Source organism: Massilia litorea, assembly GCF_015101885.1.
Taxonomy (GTDB): Bacteria; Pseudomonadota; Gammaproteobacteria; order Burkholderiales; family Burkholderiaceae_D; genus Telluria; species Telluria litorea.
The window spans coordinates 2,879,446-2,902,480 of sequence record NZ_CP062941.1 but is presented as its reverse complement, the minus strand read 5'-3'; the positions used below and the strand labels follow the sequence as shown (position 1 = coordinate 2,902,480).

The following is a 23,035-nucleotide window of genomic DNA, read 5'->3' as shown; positions in this document are numbered from 1 at the left end:
TCGCGCAGTTCCACTGTGCACCTCATACTGTATGTTTATACAGTATGGTACGCCCGTCAGCGCCTGAACTCAAGCGTGCCGTGTGCGCGCCGCGTCCAGGGGCACGAAAGCGGCCTGTTGTTGCACAAAACCGTCAAACGCCTCCAATAAGGGCGCAACGAGCGCCATGTCGCCGCCGACCTGGCCCAGCGCGTAGGCGGTGGCCTCGAGGGTCGAGAGCTGGTCCGGGGCGTGCGCCTTGCGGATGCGGTAGTTCGAGGCCGGCATCTCGCTCAGGGCCAGGCGCGGCAGGCGCTGCAGGGCCGGGGTCAGGTGCAGCATCTTGCGGCTCTTGCGCCAGGTGGCGTCGAGCACCACCAGGCGCAGTTCCCCGGGCGGGGGCAGGCTGGTGGCCGGGGCCGCGGGCGCGTCCGGCGTCTCCGGATACAGCAGCACGGGCCGGCGGCCATCCGCATGCAACAGCGCATCCAGCTCCAGCGGATCGAAGGCTTCGCCGACCGCAAGCCGGCTGCCGGCAACGCACAGGTGCAGCAGGCGCGCGCTGTTCTTGGCGTTCGCCACTTCGAGCGGATGCTGCAGGATCAAGAGCCCGGCCGCGGGCGACACCGGCCGCACCCAGGCGCAGATGCAGGCCGATTGCGCGCGCAGGCAGGCCGCGCAGCCGGCGCGGCGGGGAGGAGAATCGGGCGTCATCGGTCAGCGCGCAAAAGGCGCCGATTGTATCAGCCGGCAGATTTGCGCAGCGGCGCCAGCGCCCCGCTCCAGGCCACCACCTGGTCGAGCATGGCGGTCAAGGACTGACCATGGTGCGCGGCCGGCTTGAAGGTGGCGAAATTCTCGAAGTCAGTGAACAGCGACAGCATCACCTGCCCGCGCACGTCGGCCACCATCAGTTCGCCCATCACCAGGCGCAGGCTTTCGACGGCGCGCACGCCGCCGGCGCTGCCGTAGCCGACGAAACCGGCCGCCTTGTTGTTCCACTCTTTATAGAGGAAGTCGATGGCGTTCTTCAGCGCGCCCGAGGTGCCGTGGTTATACTCGGGCGTAACGAAGACGAAGCCGTCGAACTGCGCGATCTTTTCGGCCCAGGCGATCGTGTGCGGCTTCGAATACTGGCCCATCGAGGGCGGCACCGGCTCGTCCAGCAGCGGCAGCTTGAAATCCTGGATATCGACCAGCTCGAAGCTCGCATCGCTGCGCTGCGACGCCGCGTCCATTACCCAGCGCGCCACGTCGAGCGCCTTGCGCCCCGGACGGGTACTGCCGACTATCACCGCCACCTTGACCATGTCCGTCTCCTCAAGTGAAGAACAACCCGTGCTCATTCTAGTCAGGTCGCGCAGCGGCCGGCGCCGCTTTGCCCCATACAACTATTCCTGCGCGACGAGGCCGCCCAGCAGGCGCACGGCCTGGGCGATGTCGTAGGGCTTGGCCAGGATCGGCACGTCAGGCAGCGCCACCTGGCGCTCGGTATAGCCGGTCGCCAGCACCACCGGCAGCTCGGGCCAGCGCCGGCGCAGGGCGCGCGCCAGGTCGATGCCGCTCAGGCTGCCCGGCATGACGACATCGGAAAACACGACATCGACCTGCAGTCCGGCGTCGAGCAGCGCCAGGGCGGCGTCGCCGCTCTCGGCCATGCGCACCGTAAAGCCGGCCTGGCGCAGGCCGCCGGCGACGGCTTCGCGCACCAGCGGGTCGTCTTCGACGAAGAGCACGCTGCCGCTCTCCTGCCGCAATACCGCCGGCGCCTCCGGGACAGCCGGGGCCGGGGCCGGCGCCGCATCCGCACGCGGCAGGTAGATGTGCACCCGCGTGCCGCGCCCCAGGGCGCTGTCGAGCGTGAGGAGCCCACCGGCCTGGGCCGCGAAGGCATAGGCTTGCGGCAGGCCGAGCCCGGTGCCCTGCCCCGGCGCCTTGGTCGTGTAGAAGGGGTCGAGCGCGTGCGCCAGCACCTCGGGCGACATGCCGGCGCCGCCGTCGACCACGCTCAGGTGCAGGTAGTCGCCGGGCGCCAGGCCCTGCGGCGGCGTGTCCAGGGCGACATTGCGCGCGATGATGCGCAGCACGCCCCCGCCGTCCATCGCGTCGCGCGCATTGATTGCCAGGTTCAGCAGCGCCAGGTCGAACTGCAGCGGTTCGACCGTCACCGGCCACAGGTCGGGCGCGAAATCGGTGTCGACCGCGACCGCCTCGCCCACGCCGCCCCGGATCAGCTGCAGCGCGCTTTCCAGCTGCAGCTTCGGATCGACCGTCAGCAGCCGCCCTTCCTGCACCCGGCCGAAGGAGCCGAGCTGGCCGGTGAGCTTGGTGGCGCGCCCGACGGTGCGCTTGCAGGTGTCGATCAGGCCTTGCAGCTTCGGATCCCTGGCCAGCATCGCGCCCAGCTGCAAAGCGGTGGTCAGGGTTTGCAGCAGGTTGTTGAATTCGTGGGCGATGCCGGCCGTCAGGCGTCCGAGCGATTCCAGGCGCTGGCTTTTGAGCAAGGCGCCCTGCGCCTGTTCGGTGGCGCGGATCGCCTCGTTCACCCGCTGTTCGAGCTCGCGCTGCGAGCGCCGGATCTGTTTACTGGCTTCCGTCATGCGGCGCGCCACGTTGTCGATCTCTTCCAGTCCGTGCGGGTGGTAAGTCACCTCCTCGCCGTTGCCGAGGCGGTCGGCGCAGCGCCCCAGGTATTCGATCGGCGCCGTTGCCCGGTTCGCGAACCAGCGGCCGGCCGCCAGGGCCAGCACCAGCAGCACGGCCATGATCGCGGCCAGGAAAGCGGCGGCCCTGATCGGTACCTGGCGGATCTCGGCCGTGGGAATGCTGATCAACACCTTCCAGCCCGTGTTCGGCACCGTGCTGGCCAGGGCGCGCACCGGGATGCCTTCGAGCGTCTCGCCGTCGAACATCAGGGCGCCGTCGCCAGCGGCGATGCGCCTGCGCGTGTCTTCACGCAGCAGCGTGCCGACATACCGGCCGGGGTCGCGCGAGCGCGCCACGATGCGGCCGTTGCGGTCGGCCACGGAGGCGATCCAGGTGCCCGGGAAATGCTGGCGCACCAGCAATTGCTGGACGATGCCGACGTGCAGGCCCAGCAGCAGGTAGTAGCGCACCTGGCCGTCGATGCGGACCGGCACCTGCATCATGAAGTCGTGGCGGCGCACCGGCGGCGCATAAAAAACATCGGAGACCAGGGTGCCGGCCGCGCCGAAGCGCTCCACCAGCGCCGGCAGGTTCGATGGGTTGCGCCCGGGCACTACGCTGCCGAACGGGCGCCGGGTGTTGAGGACGGTCTTGCCGTCCAGGTCCAGCAGGATCGCCACCGCGCCGACGCCCTCGGCGGCCCGCTGCGCATGCGCATAGAACTCGGCCATGTCGCCGGCGGCCAGCGCGGGCGACGCGGCCAGGGTGCGCAGGATACCCTCCTGGTGCCGCATTTCGTTGTCAATGAGCAACGCGAACGCATGGCCGGTTTCCGCCACGCCGCGCTCCTGGTCTTTTTGCTGTTCCACGTAGACATATGCCACCGCCAGCGCCGCGCCGATGAAGGCCGGCACCAGGATGGCGACCACGAGGAGCAGGAGCCGGTTCCGGAATCGCATCACATCTCCCTATGACGACGGGCGCGTTCTGGGGCGCACGTTTGCGCTCCGGCAGCGGCCGGAGCGACAGCTGAAAAATCTGCAATATTTCCTTTTAAATCATGCTCCTGCAGGCGTTTGAGGTCCCGTTCAGCCTGTTCAATATGGACATAAATAAACATCTTAACCACACACAAAAATTTAGCTCTGGAATTGCCGAAACGGATATTGCCCTCGACTGTCGAGGTGCCTAGAATCAATTCATTCCGATCAGCAATTCTGTCACACCGGCAGGCATTCCAGAGTCTCCCATGTTTAGAGTTCGCCCTACCGTTCGCAAGATCACCGCCGCCCTGCTCGCCGCCATGGCCATGTTGCCAGGGATCGCGATCGAGCAGGAACTGAAGCTCGACTACCGGATGAACGAGCAGATCGTACAGGTGCCGGCCGGCGATGAAAACCGCGCGATGCTGGAGACGACCGTATTCCGCCCGAACGGTCCCGGACCGTTCCCGCTGCTGGTCATCAACCACGGCAAGGACCCGGGCCGTCCGAGCGCCCAGCCGCGCGACCGCTTTTATCACATGGCCGCGGCGTTCGTGAAGCGCGGCTATGCGGTGATGGTGCCGATGCGCCAGGGTTTCGCCAATTCGACCGGGCGCTACCGCGACCGCGGCTGCGACATGAAGACCAACGGCTACCTGCAGGCCGAGGACATCCGCTCGACCCTCGAGTTCGCACGGGCCCAGTCCTGGGTCGACGGCGCCCACATCGTCGTGGCCGGCCAGTCGTATGGCGGCCTGGCGACGATGGCGCTCGGCACCCAGGAACTGCCCGGCGTGCGCGGCCTGATCAATTTTGCCGGCGGCCTGCGCGACGACAGCGACCGCTGCGCCTGGCGCTCGGCGCTGGTGTCGGCCTTTGCCGAATACGGCGCCAACAGCAAGGTGCCGAGCCTGTGGATGTATGGCGAAAACGATTCGCTGTTCGGGCCCGACCTTGCAAACCGCCTGCACGAAGCATATGCCCAGGCCGGCGGCAAGGCGCGCCTGGTCGAATTCCCTTCGTTCAAGCGCGACGCCCACGGCATGCTCGCCAGCCGCGACGGCGAAAAGATCTGGCTGGACGACACGATGCGCTTCCTGAAGGGCGTCGGCATGCCGACCGAGGTGCTGTACGACGTACCCGCGCCGCCGACCCCGCCGCGCACCGATTTCGCGAAAATCGACGATATCGAGGCCGTGCCCTTTCTCTCGGAAAACGGGCGCCGCGCCTATGCCGACTACCTGACCAAGATGACGCCGCGCGCCTTTGCCGTGTCGCCATCCGGCGCCTGGACCTGGGCCGAGGAAGGCGAGGCGCCGGACGCGCGCGCGCTGGCCACCTGCTCGGCCAAGAGCAGCCAGCCCTGCAAACTGTATTCGATCGACGACTATGTGGTCTGGAACGGCAACCGCGTCGACGCCGCCGAGAAGGCCAGCATGACGGCCTCGATCGCGGCGCCGGCCGATCCGAACGCGCCGGGCGCGGTGGGTGGCAGCGCCGTGCCGACGGCCAAGGCGGCCCCGACGGCACAATAAGCCTTTTAGTCAAGCTGGCGGCGCACTCATCCGTTGCGCCGCCGGCGTCTTTCTTGCGCGGGCTCGACCTGGCGCAAACGCTGCAGCCCTGCCCACTCCGACAATGAGGCCATCGCCCCTTCGGAGTGCTCCATGCGCCTGTCCCGGATCCTGTTCGCCACGCTGTTCATGGTGCTGGCCCAGCTGGCCCTGCTGGACGGCAGCGCCCGCGCCGCCAACAACGATCCGGTCGTGCTGGTGCACGGTTTCCTCGGCTTCGGTCCCGACCGGTTTCCGCGCAGCGGCTTCCTGTACTGGGGCGGCTACGGCGACCTCGCCGCCCACCTGCGCACCTACAAGGGCCCGCACACGGTCTTCACCGCCGTCGTCGGCGCGATCGCCAGCAACCGCGAACGGGCGGCCGAACTGTATGCGCAGATCAAAGGGGGCTGCGCCGATTACGGCGCGCGCCACGCGGCGGCCGGCCGCCTCGGGAAAGCGCCCGCCTGCTGGGCGGCCGACCCGCAGCACAATCCGATGGGTTACCCGCCGGCGCTGTATCCGCCCTGGGACGCGCAGCACCCGCTGCACATGATCGGCCATAGCCAGGGCGGCACCACCATCCGCGCCCTGGTCGAACTGCTGGAGCACGGCGACCCGCAGGGCGGCGACGGCGAACTGTACCGGGGCGGCAAGCCCGGGTGGATCCGCAGCGTCACCACCATCTCGGCGCCGCACAACGGCACCACCCTGCGCGACGCCGTGCTCGACATCCTGCCCGATCTGCGCTCGCCGCTGCGCGACTGGCTGCTCGCCGATCTCGCCAACTGGGAACTGGCCCCGGACGGCGCGCGCAGCTTCAATGCCTGGGCGCGCACCTCGCCCCGGGTGCATTATTTTTCGGTCGGCACCCAGGCGACCGAAGCCGGCGCGCCCTGCTGCAACGCCACCGACCGCCGCATCGCGCCGCTCCAGAACCGCCGCTACCAGTACCCGCGCAGCGACATGTTCGCCTATTACAAAACCTATGCCGGGGAATGGATCGTGCCCTCGATGCTGCAGCACGGGATGGGCGGCTATACCCAGGATGGGCCGGGCCGGGTGCGCATCGACAGCAGCTGGTTCGCCAACGACGGCGTGGTCAATACCAGCAGCATGCGCGCCCCCGCCGGGCACCCGGTGCGCGACTTCGACGGCACCCCGGTGCCCGGCATCTGGAATTACCTCGGGACTTACCGCGGCTACGACCACTTCGACGTCCTGGACTGGCCGCACGAGGGACCATCGGCGGAACCGATCTACGAGCGCGTTTCCGACATCCTGTTTGCGCTCTGAACGTTCAGCTGCGCCCCCCACGCCTGGAGCTGCGCCACGGTGGCGGTCGCGCCGCCGCAGACGATGACGAGGACCTTGTCGAACGCGGCCAGCGGGCCGCCGGGACGCCAGGCCAGCGCCAGCGCGGCGCCGCAGGCCGGCTCGACGACGACGCGGTGCTCGTCCATGAAGCGCAGGCAGGCCGCGACCGCCTCCCCGTCCGTCACCACGACCGGCGTGATCGGGTGCGTGCGCGCCAGCGCGAAGGCATGCTCCGACACTTTACGGGCGCCGAGCGAAGTGGCGATGCTGTTGATTGCCGGCAGTTCGATGCGTTCGCCCGCCGCCAGCGACTGCGCATAGGAATCGGCACCTGCGGTCTCCACCGCGAACACGGGCAGGTCATTCCATCCCTGGCGCCGCAGGCCGGCCACCACGCCGCTGAGCAGCCCGCCCCCGCCGACCGAGAGCACGACCGCATCCGGGCGCAGGCCGGCGTCCGCCACTTCGTCGATCATGCCGGCGTGGCCTTCCCACAGCAGCGGATCGTCGAAGGGGTGAATGAAGGCGTCCTGCGGGCCGAGCAGCGACTGCGCGTACGCGTTCGCCTCTTGAAAGGAGATGCCGTGCACGCAGACCTGCGCGCCTTCCCGCGCCAGCAGGGCGCGGGCGCGTCCGCTGGTCGTTTGCGGCACCACGACCAGGGCCGGCAGGCCGAGCCGGCGCGCCGCATGGGCCGCCGCCAGGCCGGCATTCCCGCCGGACGAGGCGACGATGCGGCCTGCCCCGCGTGCGGCATACACTTCACAGGCGTGGCCGATGCCGCGCAGTTTGAAGGAGCCGCTCGGCTGCAGCGCCTCCATCTTCAGCCAGACCTGTTGCCCCGGCCCGGGGTCGAAGGCGTTCGAGGGCAGCAGCGGCGTGGCGATGTGCAACGCCATGGCGAGCGCAGCCTCAGGCGGCCGTGCGCAGGGCGCGCGCCAGGTCCGACAAACGATACGGCTTGCCGACGAAGGCGAAGTCATCCAGGTTCGCGTTCTCGAGGATCAGGGCCGGCAGCGGATAGCCGGAGGCGAGGATGATCTTCACCTCAGGATAGTGCTCGCTTGCGTAGGTCGCCAGCTCGATGCCGTTCATGCCGGGCATGATGACATCGGTGAACAGGATGTCGACCTTACGGCTGGCCAGCAGGCTCAAGGCTTCCGAAGCATTCGAGGCGGTGACGACTTCATAGCCCATGCTGATGTAGAGCGCCGAAGCGACGTCCATCAGGTCGGGTTCGTCCTCGACGATCAGCACCAGCTCGGTCGTATCCTGGTGCGTGCCGCCGTCCTGCCCGGGCGCGGCAGGCAGGAAGATGCTGATCGCCGTGCCTTCGCCGGGCGAGCTGCCGATCACGACTTCGCCGCCGGACTGCTTGATGAAGCCGTAGACCTGCGACAGGCCCAGGCCCGTGCCTTTACCCACTTCCTTGGTCGTATAGAAGGGTTCGAAGGCGCGTGCTGCGGTCTCGGGCGACATGCCGGTACCGGTATCGGTCACCGTCACCCGAACATAGGGACCCGGCGCCAGTCCACCTACTTCGCGCTCGGCGAGGTCGACGTTGGCCGTCTCGATCTGCAGGTCTCCGCCGTCGGGCATGGCGTCGCGCGCGTTGACGACCAGGTTCAGGATGGCCGACTCGAAGCGCGCGCTGTCGATGACGGTGGTGCGCACCTGCGGCTCGAGCTTGACCGTGAACGCGATCGAGGCGTTCACCGCGCGCCGCAGCACCGATTCGAAACCGGAAATGAGGCGGTTCACGCTGCGCGTTTCAGGCTGCAAGGGCTGCTGGCGCGCAAAGGCAAGCAGCTGCTGGGTGAGCGTGGCCCCGCGCTCGACGGCGCGGCGCATGCTGTCGAAGGTCTTGGCGTCGGCACTGACGCCGCGCCCCAGGCTCAGTACCTCGAGGCCGCTGGCCAGCACCGACAGCAGGTTGTTGAAATCGTGCGCGATGCCGCCGGTCAGCTGGCCGATCGACTCCATCTTCTGTGCCTGGAACAGGGCCGCATTCGCCTCGGCCAGCGCGGCGTCGGCCTTCTTCTTTTCGGTGAGGTCGCGCGTGATCTTGGCAAAGCCGATCAGTTCGCCCATGTCGTCGCGGATGGCGTCGATCACCACGTGCGCCCAGAAGCGGGTGCCGTCCTTGCGCACGCGCCAGCCCTCGGCCTCGTAGCGGCCTTCGCGCGAGGCAATGGCGAGCGCCCGTTGCGGCTTGCCGTCGAGGCGGTCTTCCTCGGCATAGAAACGCGAAAAATGCTGGCCCACGATTTCGTCGGCCTGGTAGCCCTTGATGCGTTCGGCGCCGACGTTCCAGTTGCTCACCTCGCCCTCGGGCGAGAGCATGTAGATCGCATAATCGGTCACGCCCTGCACCAGCAGGCGGAAGCGCTCTTCGCTGGCGCGCAGGGCCTGTTCGGCCTGGCGCTTGTCGGTAATGTCGCGCGTGATCTTGGCGTAGCCCAGCAGCGTGCCATGCTCGTCATAGATCGGGTCGATCACGACGCTGGCCCAGAAGCGCGTGCCGTCCTGGCGCATGCGCCAGCCCTCGGCTTCGTACTTGCCCTCGGCCAAGGCCGCGGCCAGCGCGCGCTCCGGCAGGTTCGTTGCCCGGTCCTCGGGGGTGTAGAAGCGCGAGAAGTGCTCGCCCAGGATTTCGGGCGCCAGGTAGCCCTTGAAGCGCTGCGCGCCCGCATTCCAGCTGCTGACGTGGCCTTCCGTATCGAGCATGTAGATCGCGTAGTCGCTGATGCCGGAAATCAGGTACTGGAAGCGCTGCTCTTCGGTCAACGGCTTCCTGGCGGCGGGTCGATTGTTCATTGGGGCAGGGGCTGCGGTGGCGGATAACGCGTCATCATAAACCCAAACCGTCCGCACTGCCCACGCAAACCTTGCCAGAAGATCCACTCTCCTGAAAAAAGGTCAAGCCCCGATCCACCCAAAAAAACTCGCCTTTCGTCTCAGCGTTGCGGGTGCACGAAAACGCCCACAATTGCCCCGTACCAGCCCTTGCCTTTCACGCTAGAATACTGCTTTTGCAACCCAGCCGTGCCCCGCTCGCGCCTCATGACTCCACCCTCTTCCGCACCGCTCGACCTGTCCGGCTGTGACCGGGAACCGATCCGTACTCCCGGCAGCATCCAGCCACACGGCTTCCTGCTGACGCTCTCGCAGGAGGGCAAGGTCTTGCAGGCCAGCGCCAACCTGGCGCACTGGATCGGCGTCGAGGCGCAGGCCGCTTGCGGGCGGCCGCTGGCCGAGGTGATCGGCGCCGCCGCCGAAGGCCTGAGCCAGGACCTGCCGGGCGACAAGCTCGGCAACCGTCCGCTCTACCTGTGCACTGCCGCCATCAACGAGCGCCACTTCGACGTGCTCGGCCACGTATGGGACGGCCTGGTCCTGCTCGAGTTCGAAGCCGCCCTGCGCGCCGAACCGCTGGACTACCGCCACCTGTATCCGCTGCTGGGCGACTTCCTGCTGAAGGTTAACGAGAAGCAGTCGGTCGAGTCGCTCGCCGAACTGGCCGCCCACCACGTGCGCATGGTCAGCGGTTTCGGGCGCGTCATGGTCTACCAGTTCGACCGCGACGGCCACGGCCACGTGATGGCCGAGTCGAAGGAAGACGGCTACCACTCGTACATGGGCCAGCGCTTTCCGGCCTCGGACATCCCGTCCCAGGCGCGCGACCTGTACGCGCTCTCGCGCATCCGCCTGATCCAGGACGCGAACTACGTCCCGGCGCCGCTGGTGCCGCCGCAAAACCCGGTGACCGGGCAGCGCAACGACCTGTCTTTCGCCGCCCTGCGCAGCGTCTCGCCGGTGCACCTGCAATACATGCGCAACATGGGCACCCTGGCCTCGATGTCGGTCTCGCTGATGGTCAAGGGCAAGCTCTGGGGCCTGATTTCCTGCCATAACGAGACGCCCTGCCCGCTGCCTTTCGAGAAGCGCACGGCCTGCGAACAGCTGGGCCAGGTGCTCGCCCTGTGTATCGAATCGCGCGAGGACGCCAGCGAACTGCAGTTCCGCCTGGAAGTGCGGCGCATGATGGTCGCGATGCTGGGCAATCTCACCAAGGGCGCCGACGTCATCGACAACATGAGCGGCATCTTCCCCGAACTGCTGCGTTTCGCGCGCGCCGGCGGCGTGGCCATCGTGGCCGGCGACCGGGTGCTGACCTATGGCGATACGCCCGACGCCGCGGCCATCGAAGACCTGGTGGCCTGGCTCGAATTGCAGGGTCATGGCAGCGAGATCTATCACACCGACGCGCTCTCGCAGGACTATCCCGGCGCGGCTGCGTTGCGGCGCAATGCCAGCGGCCTGCTGGCCATGCCGATCTCGCGCCTGCACAAGCATTACCTGCTGTGGTTCCGTCCGGAGGTCGTGCACACGATCGAATGGGCGGGCAACCCGCATGAGAAGGAGGCGTCCGGTACGGCGTCCGGCAGCGCTTCCGATATGGCGTCCATTCCGGCGCCGCTGACCCCGCGCACCAGCTTTGCCACATGGCGCGAGGTCATCCACGGCGTCAGCCTGCCCTGGCACGTCGCCGAGATCGAACTGACGGGCGAGTTCCGCAGCGCCCTGCTCGGCATCGCACTCGAACGCGCCGAGCAGATGGCCGAACTGGCCGAGGAACTCGGCCGCGCCAACAAGGAACTTGAAGCGTTCTCGTATTCGGTCTCGCACGACCTGCGCGCGCCGCTGCGCCACATCGTCGGCTTCTCCGACCTGCTGCTGGAGTCCGCCGGCAGCGAAGACACGACCATGCGCCAGCGCTTCCTCACCAACATCAAGGAATCGGCGCGCCTGGCCGGCAAGCTGGTCGACGACCTGCTGAGCTTCTCGCAGATGGGCCGCGCGGCCTTGCGTCCGGTCGAAGTCGACATGTCGAAGCTGGTCGCCTCCTGCATCGACAAGCTGGCCATCGAAATCGGCCAGCGCAATGTCGAATGGGATATCGCGCCGCTGCCGCGCATCACGGCCGACCCGACCTTCGTGCACCTGGCGGTCCAGAACCTGCTGTCGAACGCCATCAAATTCAGCGGCCAGCGCGACCCGGCGCAGATCCGGATCTGGTCCGAACAGGACGCGCAGGAAACGGTGTTCCACATCGCCGACAACGGCGCCGGCTTCAACATGGATTACGTGCACAAGCTGTTCGGCGTGTTCCAGCGCCTGCACCGCATGGAAGACTTCCAGGGCACCGGCATCGGCCTGGCCAACGTGCGCCGCATCGTCGAGCGCCATGGCGGACGTGCCTGGGCCGACTCCGTGCAGGGCCAGGGCGCCACCTTCTCATTCAGTATTCCGCGCAAACTCGCACTCTAATCGCACTACCTAGCCAACCATGTTAAAACCCATCCTGCTGGTCGAAGACAACCCGAACGACCTCGAACTGACCCTGGTGGCACTGGCGCGCAGCCAGCTCGCCAACGAAGTCGTCGTCGTACGCGACGGCGCCGAGGCGCTCGACTACCTGCTGCGCCGCGGCGAATTCGCGGAACGCTCGGAAGGCAACCCGGCCGTCACCCTGCTCGACCTGAAGCTGCCGAAAGTGGACGGCCTGGAAGTGCTGGCGACGATCCGCAAGACGGCCAGCCTGAAAAGCATGCCGGTCGTGATGCTGACCTCGTCGAAGGAAGAACAGGACCTGATCCGCAGCTACGAGCTGGGCGTGAATGCGTATGTGGTGAAGCCGGTCGATTTCAAGGAATTCGTGCGCGCGATCGCCGACCTGGGGATTTTCTGGGCAGTGCTGAACGAACCGCCGCCGGGTTCGTTCCGCTATATTCCGCCCAACTGATCGCCGGGGTTGCCTGCGGCTCAGGCCGCCGTGGCGCCCGCACTGTTGGCCGCGCATTGCGCGTTGGCCGCCGCGCCGGCATTGCGTCCGGGCCGCAGCAAATGACGGATGCGCGCACTGAGCGCATCCGGATGATACGGTTTCTGCAGCAAATGCACCGAGGCGCTGACCTTGCCCTCGTGCGCCAATACCCCTTCCGCATAACCCGAGGTATATAAAATCTGCGCATTCGGCAGATGCTCGCGCACTGCTTCGCCGAGTTGCAGGCTGCTCACCGGCCCCGGCATGATGACGTCGGTGAACACCAGGTCGATCTGGCGCCCGCTCTCGACCAGCGCAATCGCGCCGGCGGCGTCGCAGGCTTCGAGCACCTGGTAGCCGAGCGCGGACAGGATCGCGCAGGTCGAGCTGCGCACGTCTTCCTCGTCTTCCACCACCAGGATCGTCTCCAGGCCGCCGAACAGCGGCACGTCCACATGGGCTTCCGGCTGTGCCGCTTCGGTTTCGCTGCGCGGCAGGAAGATGCGCACGCTGGTGCCGCGTCCGACTTCGCTGCTGAGCACGATTTCTCCGCCCGACTGCTTCACGAAACCATAGGCCATCGACAGGCCCAGGCCCGTGCCCTGCCCGACCGGCTTGGTGGTGAAGAAGGGTTCGAAGGCACGCTGCAGGACGTCGGGCGGCATGCCCTTGCCGGTATCGGCCACTTCGATGACGACATATTCGCCGGGCGAAACGCCGGGCGGCAGCATCGCACCAGGGCCAGGTGCGTCGCCGCCCGCGTTGCTGGCCCTGATCAGCAAGGTGCCGTTGCCGCCCATCGCGTCGCGCGCGTTGATGGCGAGGTTCAGTAATACGTTGTTCAGCTGGTTCGGATCGGCGACCGTGCTCCACAGCGAAGGATCGATGTCGGTGACGATGCGCGCATTCGGCCCGAGCACGCGGCGCATCATGTCGTCCATGTCGCGCAGCAGGTGGCCGGGATTCAGGACGACCGCCTGCAGCGGCTGGCGCCGTGCAAAGGCGAGCAGGTGCGAGGACAGCTTGGCGCCGCGCTCGACGCCGGCCAGCGCCATCTCGACACGCGCGCGTCCTGCTTCGTTCAGGCCGCCGACGAGTTTCAGCAGTTGCAGGTTGCCGCCGATGATTTGCAGCACGTTATTGAAATCGTGGGCCACGCCGCCGGTCAGCTGGCCGATGGCTTCCATCTTCTGCGCCTGGTGCAGGGCCGATTCGCTGGCGGCCAATTGCTGCTGGCTCACGCGCAGCGAGGCAAAGGCCGCATCGCGTTCGCGCCGGGCGACGCAGGCGTCGCTGTGGTACTGGACGCGCGCCACCAGTTCGCGCGGATCGGGCCATTTCACCATGTAGTCGTTGGCGCCGGCGGCAAAGGCTTGCGCCTTGACTTCCGGATCGTCTTCGGACGACAGCATGATGACGGGGATGTGTTCGGTATCGGGATTGGCGCGCAGGCGGCGGGTGACTTCGAAGCCGTCGAGGTCGGGCATGCGCAGGTCGACCAGCACGACGGTGACGTTCAGCTCGCGCGCCAGGTCGGCGGCCCGCGCCGGGCTGGACTCGTAACGCAGTACGTGCTTGACGCAGGTTTTCAGCCCATGCTCGATGATTTGCTGTGCAAAAGGCTCGTCATCGATCAGCAGGATCGAACAGGAATTCGAATCGTCTTCGATCATCGGTATCAAGACCTCGTTTTGCCGACATCGCAGAGGCCAAGTTGCATTTTGTGAAGCGTTGATTCTACACCAATGTGAAAAGCGAGTTCATCAATTTCACTATCGTGCTTGACGCCCCGGGATTCGCCACCACCTTGTATTGACAGCGTTTTTTTGCCGAACGGGGAAGCATGCACGATCCAATTTGCCCCTTGTGCGGTCGCGAACTGGGCACGGTCAACATCGACCGCCACCATCTGGTACCGAAGACCTTCAAGGGCAAGGAACAGTTCCCGATCCACAAGATCTGCCATCGCAAGATCCACTCGGCCTTCACCGAGCGCGAACTGCTGCGCAGCTATCACACCTGGGACGCCCTGCGCGGCCACGAGGAGATCCGCGCCTTCATCGCGTGGGTGGCGAAGAAGCCGCCCGACTTTTATACGCGCACCTACACCTCCAACGACAAGAAGCGCCGGAAATGACGGATTTGATTTTAACTTGACAATATTGCGATAAAGCCATTTCATGTTGGCATACCGTTCACAGGATGCCTCATGGATTTCGCGGATTACCTGCAACACGACGCCACCGCCCTCGCCGCCCTCGTCAAGCACGGCGACGTGACAGCTTCTGAACTGCTCGACCTGGCCCTGGCCCGCAATGCCGAGGTGCACGGACGCATCAATGCCGTGTGCCGGCTGCTCGAACCGCAGGCGCGTGCGCAGCTGGCCCGTTCGCTCGCCGGACCGCTGGCAGGCGTGCCCTTCCTGATCAAGGACGGCGTGCAGGATTATGCAGGCGTACCGACCAGCTTCGGCAGCCGCTCGATGCGCGGCTACGTGCCGACCGAACATGCGGCCGTCGTACGGCGCTACCTGGAAGCGGGCCTGGTCATCTTCGGCAAGACCAATCTCCCCGAGTTTGCCCTGAAGGCCGTCACCGACCCGGTGCTGTATGGGCGCGCCAGCAATCCCTGGAACCTCGGGCACACGCCGGGCGGCTCGAGCGGCGGCGCGGCAGCCGCGGTCGCGGCCGGCATCGTGCCGATGGCGGCGGGCAATGACGGCGGCGGCTCGATCCGCATCCCGGCCGCCTGTTGCGGCCTGTTCGGCTTGCGCGCCTCGCGCGGCCGGGTGTCTTCGGGGCCGGCCATCGGCGAAGTCTGGTTCGGCGCCTCGAGCGAAGGGGTTCTCTCGCGCAGCGTGCGCGATTCGGCCCTGGCGCTGGACATCCTGGCCGGCCACGAGCCGGGCGACCCGTTCGACATCGCCCCGACTGCCGCCCCCTACCGCGAACTCGTCAGGCGCGATCCCGGCAAGCTGCGCATCGGCTTCAGTACCGTCTCGCCGATCGGCACCGAGGTCCACCCCGAAGCGGTGGCCGCCGTTCAGCGTGCCGTGCAACTGCTGCGCGGGCTCGGCCATGAAGTCGAGGAAGCCGCGCCCGAACTCGACGGCGCGGCACTGGCGGAGAGTTTCCTGCACGTGTATTTCGGCCAGGTGCCGGCAATGCTTGCGCGCGGCAAGGCGCTCGGCGCCGGCGCGGGCGACGTCGAGCTGACGGCACGGCTGCTGGGGACGCTGGGCGCGAGCATCCCGGCCGGGCGCCTGACGACCCAGCTGGCCAAATGGAACGAATTTTCGCGCGCGCTGGCGCGCTTCCACGCACGCTACGACATGCTGCTGACGCCGACGCTGGCCCATCCACCGATCCGCCACGGCGAAGGAGACCCGCCGCGCGGCGAGCAATTCGTGCTCGACCTGCTCCAGCGCAGCGGCCTGCTCGGCATCCTGGCGCGCCTGGGTTTATTGGAAGGCACGGTCAACAAGATCGCGCGCGACAGCCTGCGCTACGTGCCGTTCACCCAGCTGGCCAATCTGACCGGGACGCCGGCGATGTCGGTGCCGCTGCACTGGACGGCCGCCGGCCTGCCGCTGGGCGTACAGTTCGTCGGGCGTTTCGGGAGCGAGGACAAGCTGCTGCAGCTGGCGCACCAGCTGGAACAGGCGGCGCCGTGGTTCGAGCGGCTGGCGCCGCTGACAACGGAAGGAGTGAAGTCGACAAGCACCCTGGTGCCTGCATGACCTAGGGGTCCTTGAGGCCAATGGCATCAAGGACGGCTTCACCGGGCTCTTGAGCCCACGCGTTGCAGCGTGTGCGTATCGACGCACGTCAACAAACAAAAAAGGCCGCATCTTTCGACGCGGCCTTTCGTATTCTGGCTCCCCGACCTGGACTCGAACCAGGGACCTGCGGATTAACAGTCCGTCGCTCTACCGACTGAGCTATCAGGGAATTGAGGCAACATTATAGCGGGCCAATCCGAGTTTGGCGAGTCCCGGACAAATTTTTCGTCCTTGCACGCCCAAAGCGCGCCTTTGCTATAGTCGCAGCACCCTGCCATCCCACTCCATGACACCATGACCACTCCCCGCATTTTCGGCACTCCCCTCTCTCCTTCCGCCACGCGCGTGATGCTGCTCGGCTCCGGCGAACTCGGCAAGGAAGTCATCATTTCCCTGCAACGCCTCGGCGTCGAAGTCATCGCCGTCGACCGCTACCCGAACGCGCCCGGCCACCAGGTCGCGCACCGCGCCCATGTCATCGACATGACCGACGGCGCCGCGCTCCGTGCCCTGATCGCGCAGGAGCAGCCCGACCTCGTGATCCCCGAGATCGAGGCGATCGCCACCGACACCCTGGCCGAGCTGGAAGCGGCGGGCACGATCACCTGCATCCCGACCGCGCGCGCCACCCAGCTGACGATGAACCGCGAAGGCATCCGCCGCCTCGCCGCCGAGGAACTGGGCCTGGCAACGTCTCCCTACCGCTTCGCCAGCAGCCTGGAAGAACTGGAACAGGCCTGCGCTTTCGTCGGTTTCCCCTGCGTGGTGAAACCGGTGATGTCGTCCTCGGGCAAGGGCCAGTCGAAACTCGACAGCGCGGCCGACGTGAAAGCCGCCTGGGACTACGCCGCCGCCGGCGGACGCGTCGATGCCGGCCGCGTGATCGCCGAAGGCTTTATCGATTTCGACTACGAAATCACGCTGCTGACGGTGCGCTCGCGCGCTGCCGACGGCACGACGCAGACGGGTTTCTGCGAACCGATCGGCCACAAGCAGGTGCAGGGCGACTACGTGGAATCCTGGCAGCCGCATCCGATGAGCGCGCTGGCCCTGGCACGTTCGCGCGACATCGCGGAAAAAGTGACAAGCAACCTCGGCGGCCTGGGCGTGTTCGGCGTCGAGCTGTTCGTGAAGGGCGACATGGTCTGGTTCTCGGAAGTGAGCCCACGCCCGCACGACACCGGCATGGTGACGATGGCGACGCAGGTGCAGAGCGAATTCGAGCTGCACGCAAAGGCTGTCCTTGGGCTGCCGGTCAACACGGCCTTGCGCGCGCCGGGTGCCTCGGCCGTCATTTACGGCCAGCTCGATGCGAAAGGGATCGCCTTCGAAGGCGTGGCCGAGGCTTTGACGGTCCCGGACACCGACATCCGCCTGTTCGGCAAGCCGGAATCGTTCGCGCGCCGGCGCATGGGCGTGGCGCTGGCGACGGCGGGCGATGTGGACACGGCGCGCGAGCGGGCGCTGCTCGCGGCATCGAAGGTCAAGCCGGTGGGCGGCGCGTAAAACAAAAAAGGCCGCATCTTTCGATGCGGCCTTTCATATTCTGGCTCCCCGACCTGGACTCGAACCAGGGACCTGCGGATTAACAGTCCGTCGCTCTACCGACTGAGCTATCAGGGAATTGAGCTTGGCATTATAACTGCTCAGCGGCATTGCGCAAGTCCTGCACGAAACTTCCTGTTGCGGGACTTGCGTATCGTTCACCTCAAGCTACGCGTTTCTCGCGCAGCGCCTTCGCCGGCACGCCGACCAGCAAGGCAATCCCGCCCAGCACCATCAGCGCCGTCACGAAGTACAAGCCGTAGTTGACGCTACCGGTCGCGGTCTTGAACCAGCCGATCACGAAGGGACTGACGAAACCGCCGATCAGGCCCAGGGAATTGATCAGCGCAATTCCGCCCGCCGCGGCCGGTCCCGACAGGTAAGCTGTCGGCATCGCCCAGAACAGCGGCATGGTGGCCAGGATGCCGATCGTTGCGAACGATAGCGCCACCAGCGCCAGCGCCAGGTGGCCGGGCAGCAGGCTTGCCGCCACCAGCCCTGCCCCGCCGAGGAAGGCGGCGCCGGCCGCATGCCAGCGGCGCTCGCGGGTGCGGTCCGAGTGCCGGCTCAGGAGCACCATGCCGATCGCGCCGACGATGTAGGGGATGGCCGTCAACAGGCCGATACGCAGCGGGTCGGCGATGCCGAAGCTCTTGATGATGGTCGGCAGCCAGAACGTGATCACATAGGTGCCGGCAATGAAGGTGAAGTAGCTGAATGCGAGAATGTAAATCTTCGGGTCGCTCAGCGCCTGGCGCAGCGAGCTGTGGTGCGCAGGACCCAGGTCGTGACGGTCCTGCTGCAGGGTTTGCTCGATGATGTCCTTTTCGCGTGCCGACAACCACCTGGCCTGGCCCGGGCGGTCGGCCAGCATCAACCACGCCATCAGGCCCAGGAAAATGGCAGGGATGCCTTCGATCAGGAACATCCACTGCCAGCCGGCCCAGCCGTTGACGCCGGCCATGTCGTTCATGATCCAGCCCGAGAGCGGCCCGCCGACGATGCCCGCCACCGCCATGCCCGACATGAACAGCGCGATGATCCTGGCACGCATTTTCGAGGGATACCAATAGGTGAAATAGAGGATGATGCCCGGGAAGAAACCCGCTTCGAACAGGCCCAACAGGAAACGCGCGATATACAGTTGTGTCGGTGTCCGCACGAACATCATGCCGGCCGAGGTCAGGCCCCACAGGACCATGATGCGCAGCAGGGTCTTGCGTGCGCCGATGCGTACCAGGAGCAAATTGCTCGGCACCTCGAACAGCGCATAGCCGAAGAAGAAAATGCCGGCGCCAAGGCCGTAGACGGCATCGCTGAAACCCAGGTCGGCCTTCATCTGGAGCTGCGCGAAACCGATATTGATGCGGTCGAGATAGGCCGCGACATAGCAGATGAACAGGAAAGGGATCAATCGCAGGTTGACCCTGCGGTAAACCCTGGCCTGCTCATCGGGCGCGGCGGCGCCGGGTGCAAGCGGAATCGCCATGCCGGCGGTGTCGGTGTTCATGTTGCTGCTCCTTGTTTTCATCTGATGTGAAACCCGCGGCTTCGGCGGATCTGTCTCCTGTTATCGGGCGAGCGTCGTGGACCGGCGGGCTAGCGGATGAAGCGGCGCACGTAGTCGCTGCCCAGTCCCACGGTCTCATAATGCTTGACCGCCGCTTCCAGCTTGGTGAACACGTCTTCGTAGCCGACCGGCTTACCCTCCTCGTCGAGATAGGTATATGCGCCGGTGACATGGAACAGCGTCATCATTTCGCTGACGTCCTCGGGCACGTACAGCGTGTGGATCTCGCCGGGAATTTCGTGGGCATACGAACCCTCGGTTGCGGTCCAGTCATGCTCGAGGTAGTACCAGCGGCCCTTGAGCACATGCGCGTGGACCGGGCCGTCGTGCCGGTGACGCGAGAGCACGCCGCTTTTCCGTACGCGCAGCACGTTGACGAAATAGCCTTGCGTGACATTCAGGATCAGCGGGCGGAACCAGACGTTGGGCGCCTGCGGCACCCATTCGCGCTCGTCTTCCGGCACGGCGTCCGGCACCACCAGGTCGGCGATGGCGAAGCGGGGAATTGGCTGGGAAAAGCCCTTCAGGCTGCTCGGGTGGGTACGTTCGGTCGACTTGGACACGATAGGATCTCCTTGTTCGTTTGCGCCGTGGCGCGGGCGGTGCCGGGAATACCGGGAAGAGGCCATCTTGCGCTGCGCATCCCGTGCGAACAATGCGATAATCGTCAATGGGCTATGACGAAATTTCACAGGTGGGGCGCAGGTGGCGATACATTTGAGCGAACTCGAGGTGTTCATGGCGGCCGTCGAGGACGGCAATTTTTCGGCGGCCGGACGCCGGCTCGACCTGACGCCCTCGGCGGTGAGCAAGCTCGTCGCGCGCCTGGAAGACAGCCTGAACGTGCGCCTGTTCCACCGCGGCGCGCGCAAGCTGACGCCGACCGAGGCTGGCCAGGTCCTGTACGACGAAGGCCAGGACATCTTCGCCGCCTTGCGCAGCGCCGAGAACGCGGTCAAGACCTGCTCGGGCGAGGTCAGCGGCACATTGCGCGTGCATTCGATGGTGACCTTCGCGAAATACCAGCTTGCGCCCGTCATCGGCGACTTTCTCGCGGCTTATCCGAAGCTGCGCGTGGAATTCCACCTCAGCAACGAGCCGGTCGATTTCGTGGAGCAGCGCATCGACGTCTCGATCCAGGGCGGTCCCCTGCCCGATTCCTCGCTGGTGGCACGGCGCCTGCTCGACAGCCCCTGGATCATCTGCGCCGCGCCCGCCTATCTCGACCGGCACGGCACGCCGCAGACCCCGGAGGACCTGGCCCGCCACAACTGCATCAACTTCAGCCACCGCACGCATTGGAATGCGTGGCCGCTCATGGACAAAGGCGAAGCGCGGACGGTCGCGGCCAGGGGCAATGTCGGCGCCAACCAGGGCGACATGCTGCTGCAGCTGGCGCGCCAGGGACTGGGCCTGGTAAGGCTGGCAGAGTTTCACGTGGGCGAGGATTTGCGTAGCGGGCGGCTGGTGCCGGTGATGACGTCCTACCAGCCGCCTGCGGAGCCCCTGTACCTGGTCTACCAGAGCCGCAAGCACCTGGCCCCGCGCGTGCAGGCCTTCCTGGCATTCATGGGAGAACGGTTTACGACAGCTGCGGCGCAGCGCGGGCGGCCTGCCCGGTCATGAAGCGCGCGCGGCCGGCACGAAGCGGCGCAGCTGGCGCTCGACGCCCACGCTTCGTGCTAAATTGACCTGCGCGCAGAACCGACCATCGCGAGGATGTCCATGCAAGAAACCAAGCGCATGCCCGCCGCCTTCATCGGCCACGGCAGTCCCATGAACACCCTGGAATCGAACCGCTATACCGCGGCCTGGCGCGCCTTCGGCGAGAGCCTGCCGCGCCCGCGCGCGATCCTGGTGATTTCCGCGCACTGGTTCATCCACGGCAGCGCCCTGACCGCCATGGCGAGACCGCGCGTGATCCACGACTTCTACGGCTTCCCGCAGGCATTGTTCGACTTCGATTATCCGGCGCCAGGCGCGCCGGAGATTGCCGAGGAGATCGCGGCCGCCGTGCGCCCGGGCTTCGTCGCCCTCGACCGCGACAGCTGGGGACTGGACCACGGCACCTGGTCGGTGCTGGCCCACGTGTTCCCGCAAGCCGATATTCCCGTGCTGCAGTTGTCGATCCACGCTGGCGAACACCTGGCGTATCACATCGAACTGGGCCGGCGGCTCGCCCCGCTGCGCGACAGCGGCATTCTGATCATCGGCAGCGGAAATGTCGTCCACAACCTGCGGCGCATGGACCGCAACATGCTCGATGCCGCCTTCGACTGGGCCGAGGATTTCGACCGCGAAGCCCGGGACATCATGACCGGCGACCCGGCGCAGCTGGGGCGCCTGGCCGATCACCCGGCCTGGCGGCTGGCGGTGCCGACGCCCGAGCACTTTCTGCCGCTCGCCTATATCGCGGGGCTGGCGCTGGCCGACCGGACGCCGGCCAGGGTGCTGGTCGACGGCGGCGTGATGGGTTCGCTCACGATGACAAGTTTCGTGCTTGGTTGCGATGCGCTCGCCCGTGGCGGGGCGGATGCCGGCAGCCCGTCTGCGTCGATTCCTGCAGGCATTCCACCGGACCAGACGAATATCTGAGCGCGCTTACGGCATCAGCAGCGCATGCTGCGACGCCGTATGAAAATCGCGCCAGACCCGGTTGATCTCGCTGTCCTCGCGCGCCGCGTACAGGCCGCAGTAGGGATACAAGGTATCGACCGCACGCCGCGCCGCGTTCACCCAGGCCATCGCCAGGGCTTGCAGCCGGTCCGCCTCCTCGGCATCGACCCGGGCGCCGCCTGCAACCCGCTCCCAGGTGGCGTCGAGCTGCAGGTAGAGTTGCGCCCTCGCCTCGTCCAGTCCGCTGCGCGCTGCGTCCAGCACGGCGCGCACGGCCGGCACCGACAGCAGCGCTTCGCCATTGCCGAAGCGGTGACGCCGGTGCGCCATCGATTCCTGCGCCAGCTCGACGAAATGGGCACCCATGCCGGCCAGGTTGGCGGCCAGGGTGACGAAGGCGAAGGCCATGAAGGGGAAGCGGTACAGCGGCCCCTGTTCGCGCGCGCAGGCCGGATCGATCGCGAAGGCGTGGCGCGCATGCACCCAGCTGCTGCGCACCTCGTAGGCGTGCGAGGCGGTCGCGCGCAGACCGATGGTGCGCCAGTTCGGTACGATGTTGACCATTGCGGCCGGCACCACGAAGGCTGATATGCGCGGCTGGCCGGCGTCGTCGAGCAGCGGCCGGCCGCCTTCATGCAGCACCGCATTGAAGGTGAAATGGGTCGCCATCGGCGCCCCGCTGGCATAGTCCCACAGGCCGTCGATGCGCCAGCCCTCGCCGTCGCGCTCGGCAACGCCGGTCGGGGCGCCGCTGCCGGCCAGGCAGACCCGCCGGGTCGCCAGGATCTCGCGCGCCAGTTCGGGCGCCAGGAAGCCGGCGAACCAGCCGGCACCGGCGCACAGGGTCACGGTCCAGCCCATGCTGCCATCGAGGCGGGCGATCGCCTCTTCCAGCCGCACCACCCCTGGCAGCGGCAGCTCGAGGCCGCCCAGCGCGCGCGGCGCCAGCATGCGCAGCCAGCCGCGCCGGTGGGCCAGCGCCTGCTGGACCGGATGCAGCCAGCGCGCGGCATCGGCTGCGGCGGCATGACGGGCAATACGGCGCGAATCACGGCTGGACAAGAGAAGCATGGGGAAAGGCCCTGGAAACGAAAAAGCCCGCTTGAGCGGGCTTTTCGGTCTTGCTGTGTTCTGGCTCCCCGACCTGGACTCGAACCAGGGACCTGCGGATTAACAGTCCGTCGCTCTACCGACTGAGCTATCAGGGAATTGTCTTGC

General features: G+C 66.7%; 19 protein-coding genes and 3 tRNA genes. 9 read left to right on the top strand and 13 right to left on the bottom strand.

What is annotated here, in order from left to right:
• Window positions 1-69: 69 nt before the first annotated feature.
• The 4 genes from LPB04_RS12940 to LPB04_RS12925 form a co-directional block, all read right to left on the bottom strand.
• Window positions 70-693, bottom strand: a complete 624-nt coding sequence (locus LPB04_RS12940) for a tRNA-uridine aminocarboxypropyltransferase (protein ID WP_193684980.1) — start codon at window positions 691-693, stop codon at window positions 70-72.
• A 29-nt stretch (window positions 694-722) separates the two neighbouring features.
• Window positions 723-1,289, bottom strand: a complete 567-nt coding sequence (locus tag LPB04_RS12935) for an NADPH-dependent FMN reductase (protein WP_193684979.1) — start codon at window positions 1,287-1,289, stop codon at window positions 723-725.
• An 81-nt stretch (window positions 1,290-1,370) separates the two neighbouring features.
• Complete coding sequence (locus tag LPB04_RS12930; protein WP_193684978.1) at window positions 1,371-3,584, bottom strand: hybrid sensor histidine kinase/response regulator; 2,214 nt, start codon at window positions 3,582-3,584, stop codon at window positions 1,371-1,373.
• Window positions 3,584-3,823 (bottom strand): hypothetical protein, encoded by a 240-nt coding sequence (locus tag LPB04_RS12925; RefSeq protein WP_193684977.1) that lies wholly within the window; start codon window positions 3,821-3,823, stop codon window positions 3,584-3,586. Before LPB04_RS12925 ends, LPB04_RS12930 begins: the two co-directional genes overlap by 1 nt.
• A gap of 51 nt (window positions 3,824-3,874) precedes the next feature.
• On the opposite strand from LPB04_RS12925, the gene LPB04_RS12920 reads away from it, so the two are divergent.
• Window positions 3,875-5,143, top strand: coding sequence for a dienelactone hydrolase family protein (locus tag LPB04_RS12920; RefSeq protein ID WP_193684976.1), 1,269 nt, complete (start codon window positions 3,875-3,877; stop codon window positions 5,141-5,143).
• A gap of 132 nt (window positions 5,144-5,275) precedes the next feature.
• Window positions 5,276-6,457 carry an esterase/lipase family protein gene (locus LPB04_RS12915; RefSeq protein WP_227496395.1) on the top strand — a complete coding sequence of 394 codons (1,182 nt, stop codon included), beginning with the start codon at window positions 5,276-5,278 and terminating at the stop codon, window positions 6,455-6,457.
• Here the strand turns inward: LPB04_RS12915 and LPB04_RS12910 are convergent.
• Window positions 6,421-7,377: a pyridoxal-phosphate dependent enzyme gene (locus LPB04_RS12910; protein ID WP_193684975.1), complete on the bottom strand. Its 957-nt coding sequence runs from the start codon at window positions 7,375-7,377 to the stop codon at window positions 6,421-6,423. The genes LPB04_RS12915 and LPB04_RS12910 overlap by 37 nt on opposite strands.
• Window positions 7,378-7,390: 13 nt before the next feature.
• Window positions 7,391-9,295 carry a hybrid sensor histidine kinase/response regulator gene (locus LPB04_RS12905; protein ID WP_193684974.1) on the bottom strand — a complete coding sequence of 635 codons (1,905 nt, stop codon included), beginning with the start codon at window positions 9,293-9,295 and terminating at the stop codon, window positions 7,391-7,393.
• Window positions 9,296-9,541: 246 nt separating this feature from the next.
• Here LPB04_RS12905 and LPB04_RS12900 point away from each other — a divergent pair, with 246 nt between their 5' ends.
• Both LPB04_RS12900 and LPB04_RS12895 read left to right on the top strand, forming a co-directional pair.
• Window positions 9,542-11,809: an ATP-binding protein gene (locus LPB04_RS12900; RefSeq protein WP_193684973.1), complete on the top strand. Its 2,268-nt coding sequence runs from the start codon at window positions 9,542-9,544 to the stop codon at window positions 11,807-11,809.
• 19 nt (window positions 11,810-11,828) lie between these two features.
• Window positions 11,829-12,284 carry a response regulator gene (locus LPB04_RS12895; protein ID WP_193684972.1) on the top strand — a complete coding sequence of 152 codons (456 nt, stop codon included), beginning with the start codon at window positions 11,829-11,831 and terminating at the stop codon, window positions 12,282-12,284.
• A 20-nt stretch (window positions 12,285-12,304) separates the two neighbouring features.
• Here the strand turns inward: LPB04_RS12895 and LPB04_RS12890 are convergent, their stop codons facing one another.
• Window positions 12,305-13,978: a response regulator gene (locus tag LPB04_RS12890; RefSeq protein ID WP_193684971.1), complete on the bottom strand. Its 1,674-nt coding sequence runs from the start codon at window positions 13,976-13,978 to the stop codon at window positions 12,305-12,307.
• A gap of 170 nt (window positions 13,979-14,148) precedes the next feature.
• Between LPB04_RS12890 and LPB04_RS12885 the strand changes: the two genes are divergently transcribed.
• Window positions 14,149-14,442 carry a hypothetical protein gene (locus LPB04_RS12885; protein WP_193684970.1) on the top strand — a complete coding sequence of 98 codons (294 nt, stop codon included), beginning with the start codon at window positions 14,149-14,151 and terminating at the stop codon, window positions 14,440-14,442.
• Between the two features lie 72 nt (window positions 14,443-14,514).
• A complete protein-coding gene (locus LPB04_RS12880) occupies window positions 14,515-16,044 on the top strand; it encodes an amidase (protein WP_193684969.1) in 1,530 nt (509 codons plus the stop codon).
• 135 nt (window positions 16,045-16,179) lie between these two features.
• On the opposite strand, the gene LPB04_RS12875 is transcribed toward LPB04_RS12880, so the two are convergent.
• A tRNA-Asn gene (locus tag LPB04_RS12875) sits at window positions 16,180-16,255 on the bottom strand.
• A gap of 125 nt (window positions 16,256-16,380) precedes the next feature.
• On the opposite strand from LPB04_RS12875, the gene purT reads away from it, so the two are divergent.
• Window positions 16,381-17,592 carry a formate-dependent phosphoribosylglycinamide formyltransferase gene (gene purT, locus LPB04_RS12870; RefSeq protein ID WP_193684968.1) on the top strand — a complete coding sequence of 404 codons (1,212 nt, stop codon included), beginning with the start codon at window positions 16,381-16,383 and terminating at the stop codon, window positions 17,590-17,592.
• Window positions 17,593-17,633: 41 nt separating this feature from the next.
• Here the strand turns inward: purT and LPB04_RS12865 are convergent.
• The 3 genes from LPB04_RS12865 to LPB04_RS12855 form a co-directional block, all read right to left on the bottom strand.
• A tRNA-Asn gene (locus LPB04_RS12865) sits at window positions 17,634-17,709 on the bottom strand.
• A gap of 85 nt (window positions 17,710-17,794) precedes the next feature.
• Complete coding sequence (locus LPB04_RS12860; RefSeq protein ID WP_193684967.1) at window positions 17,795-19,141, bottom strand: MFS transporter; 1,347 nt, start codon at window positions 19,139-19,141, stop codon at window positions 17,795-17,797.
• An 89-nt stretch (window positions 19,142-19,230) separates the two neighbouring features.
• Complete coding sequence (locus tag LPB04_RS12855) at window positions 19,231-19,764, bottom strand: 2,4'-dihydroxyacetophenone dioxygenase family protein (protein ID WP_193684966.1); 534 nt, start codon at window positions 19,762-19,764, stop codon at window positions 19,231-19,233.
• 154 nt (window positions 19,765-19,918) lie between these two features.
• Between LPB04_RS12855 and LPB04_RS12850 the strand changes: the two genes are divergently transcribed.
• Window positions 19,919-20,827, top strand: coding sequence for a LysR family transcriptional regulator (locus LPB04_RS12850; protein ID WP_193684965.1), 909 nt, complete (start codon window positions 19,919-19,921; stop codon window positions 20,825-20,827).
• A gap of 99 nt (window positions 20,828-20,926) precedes the next feature.
• Window positions 20,927-21,796, top strand: a complete 870-nt coding sequence (ygiD, locus tag LPB04_RS12845; RefSeq protein WP_227496394.1) for a 4,5-DOPA-extradiol-dioxygenase — start codon at window positions 20,927-20,929, stop codon at window positions 21,794-21,796.
• A 6-nt stretch (window positions 21,797-21,802) separates the two neighbouring features.
• Here ygiD and LPB04_RS12840 read toward each other — a convergent pair whose 3' ends face one another.
• Window positions 21,803-22,888, bottom strand: a complete 1,086-nt coding sequence (locus LPB04_RS12840; protein ID WP_193684964.1) for an acyl-CoA dehydrogenase family protein — start codon at window positions 22,886-22,888, stop codon at window positions 21,803-21,805.
• Window positions 22,889-22,949: 61 nt separating this feature from the next.
• Window positions 22,950-23,025: transfer RNA gene (locus tag LPB04_RS12835), tRNA-Asn, on the bottom strand.
• Between the last annotated feature and the right edge of the window lie 10 nt (window positions 23,026-23,035).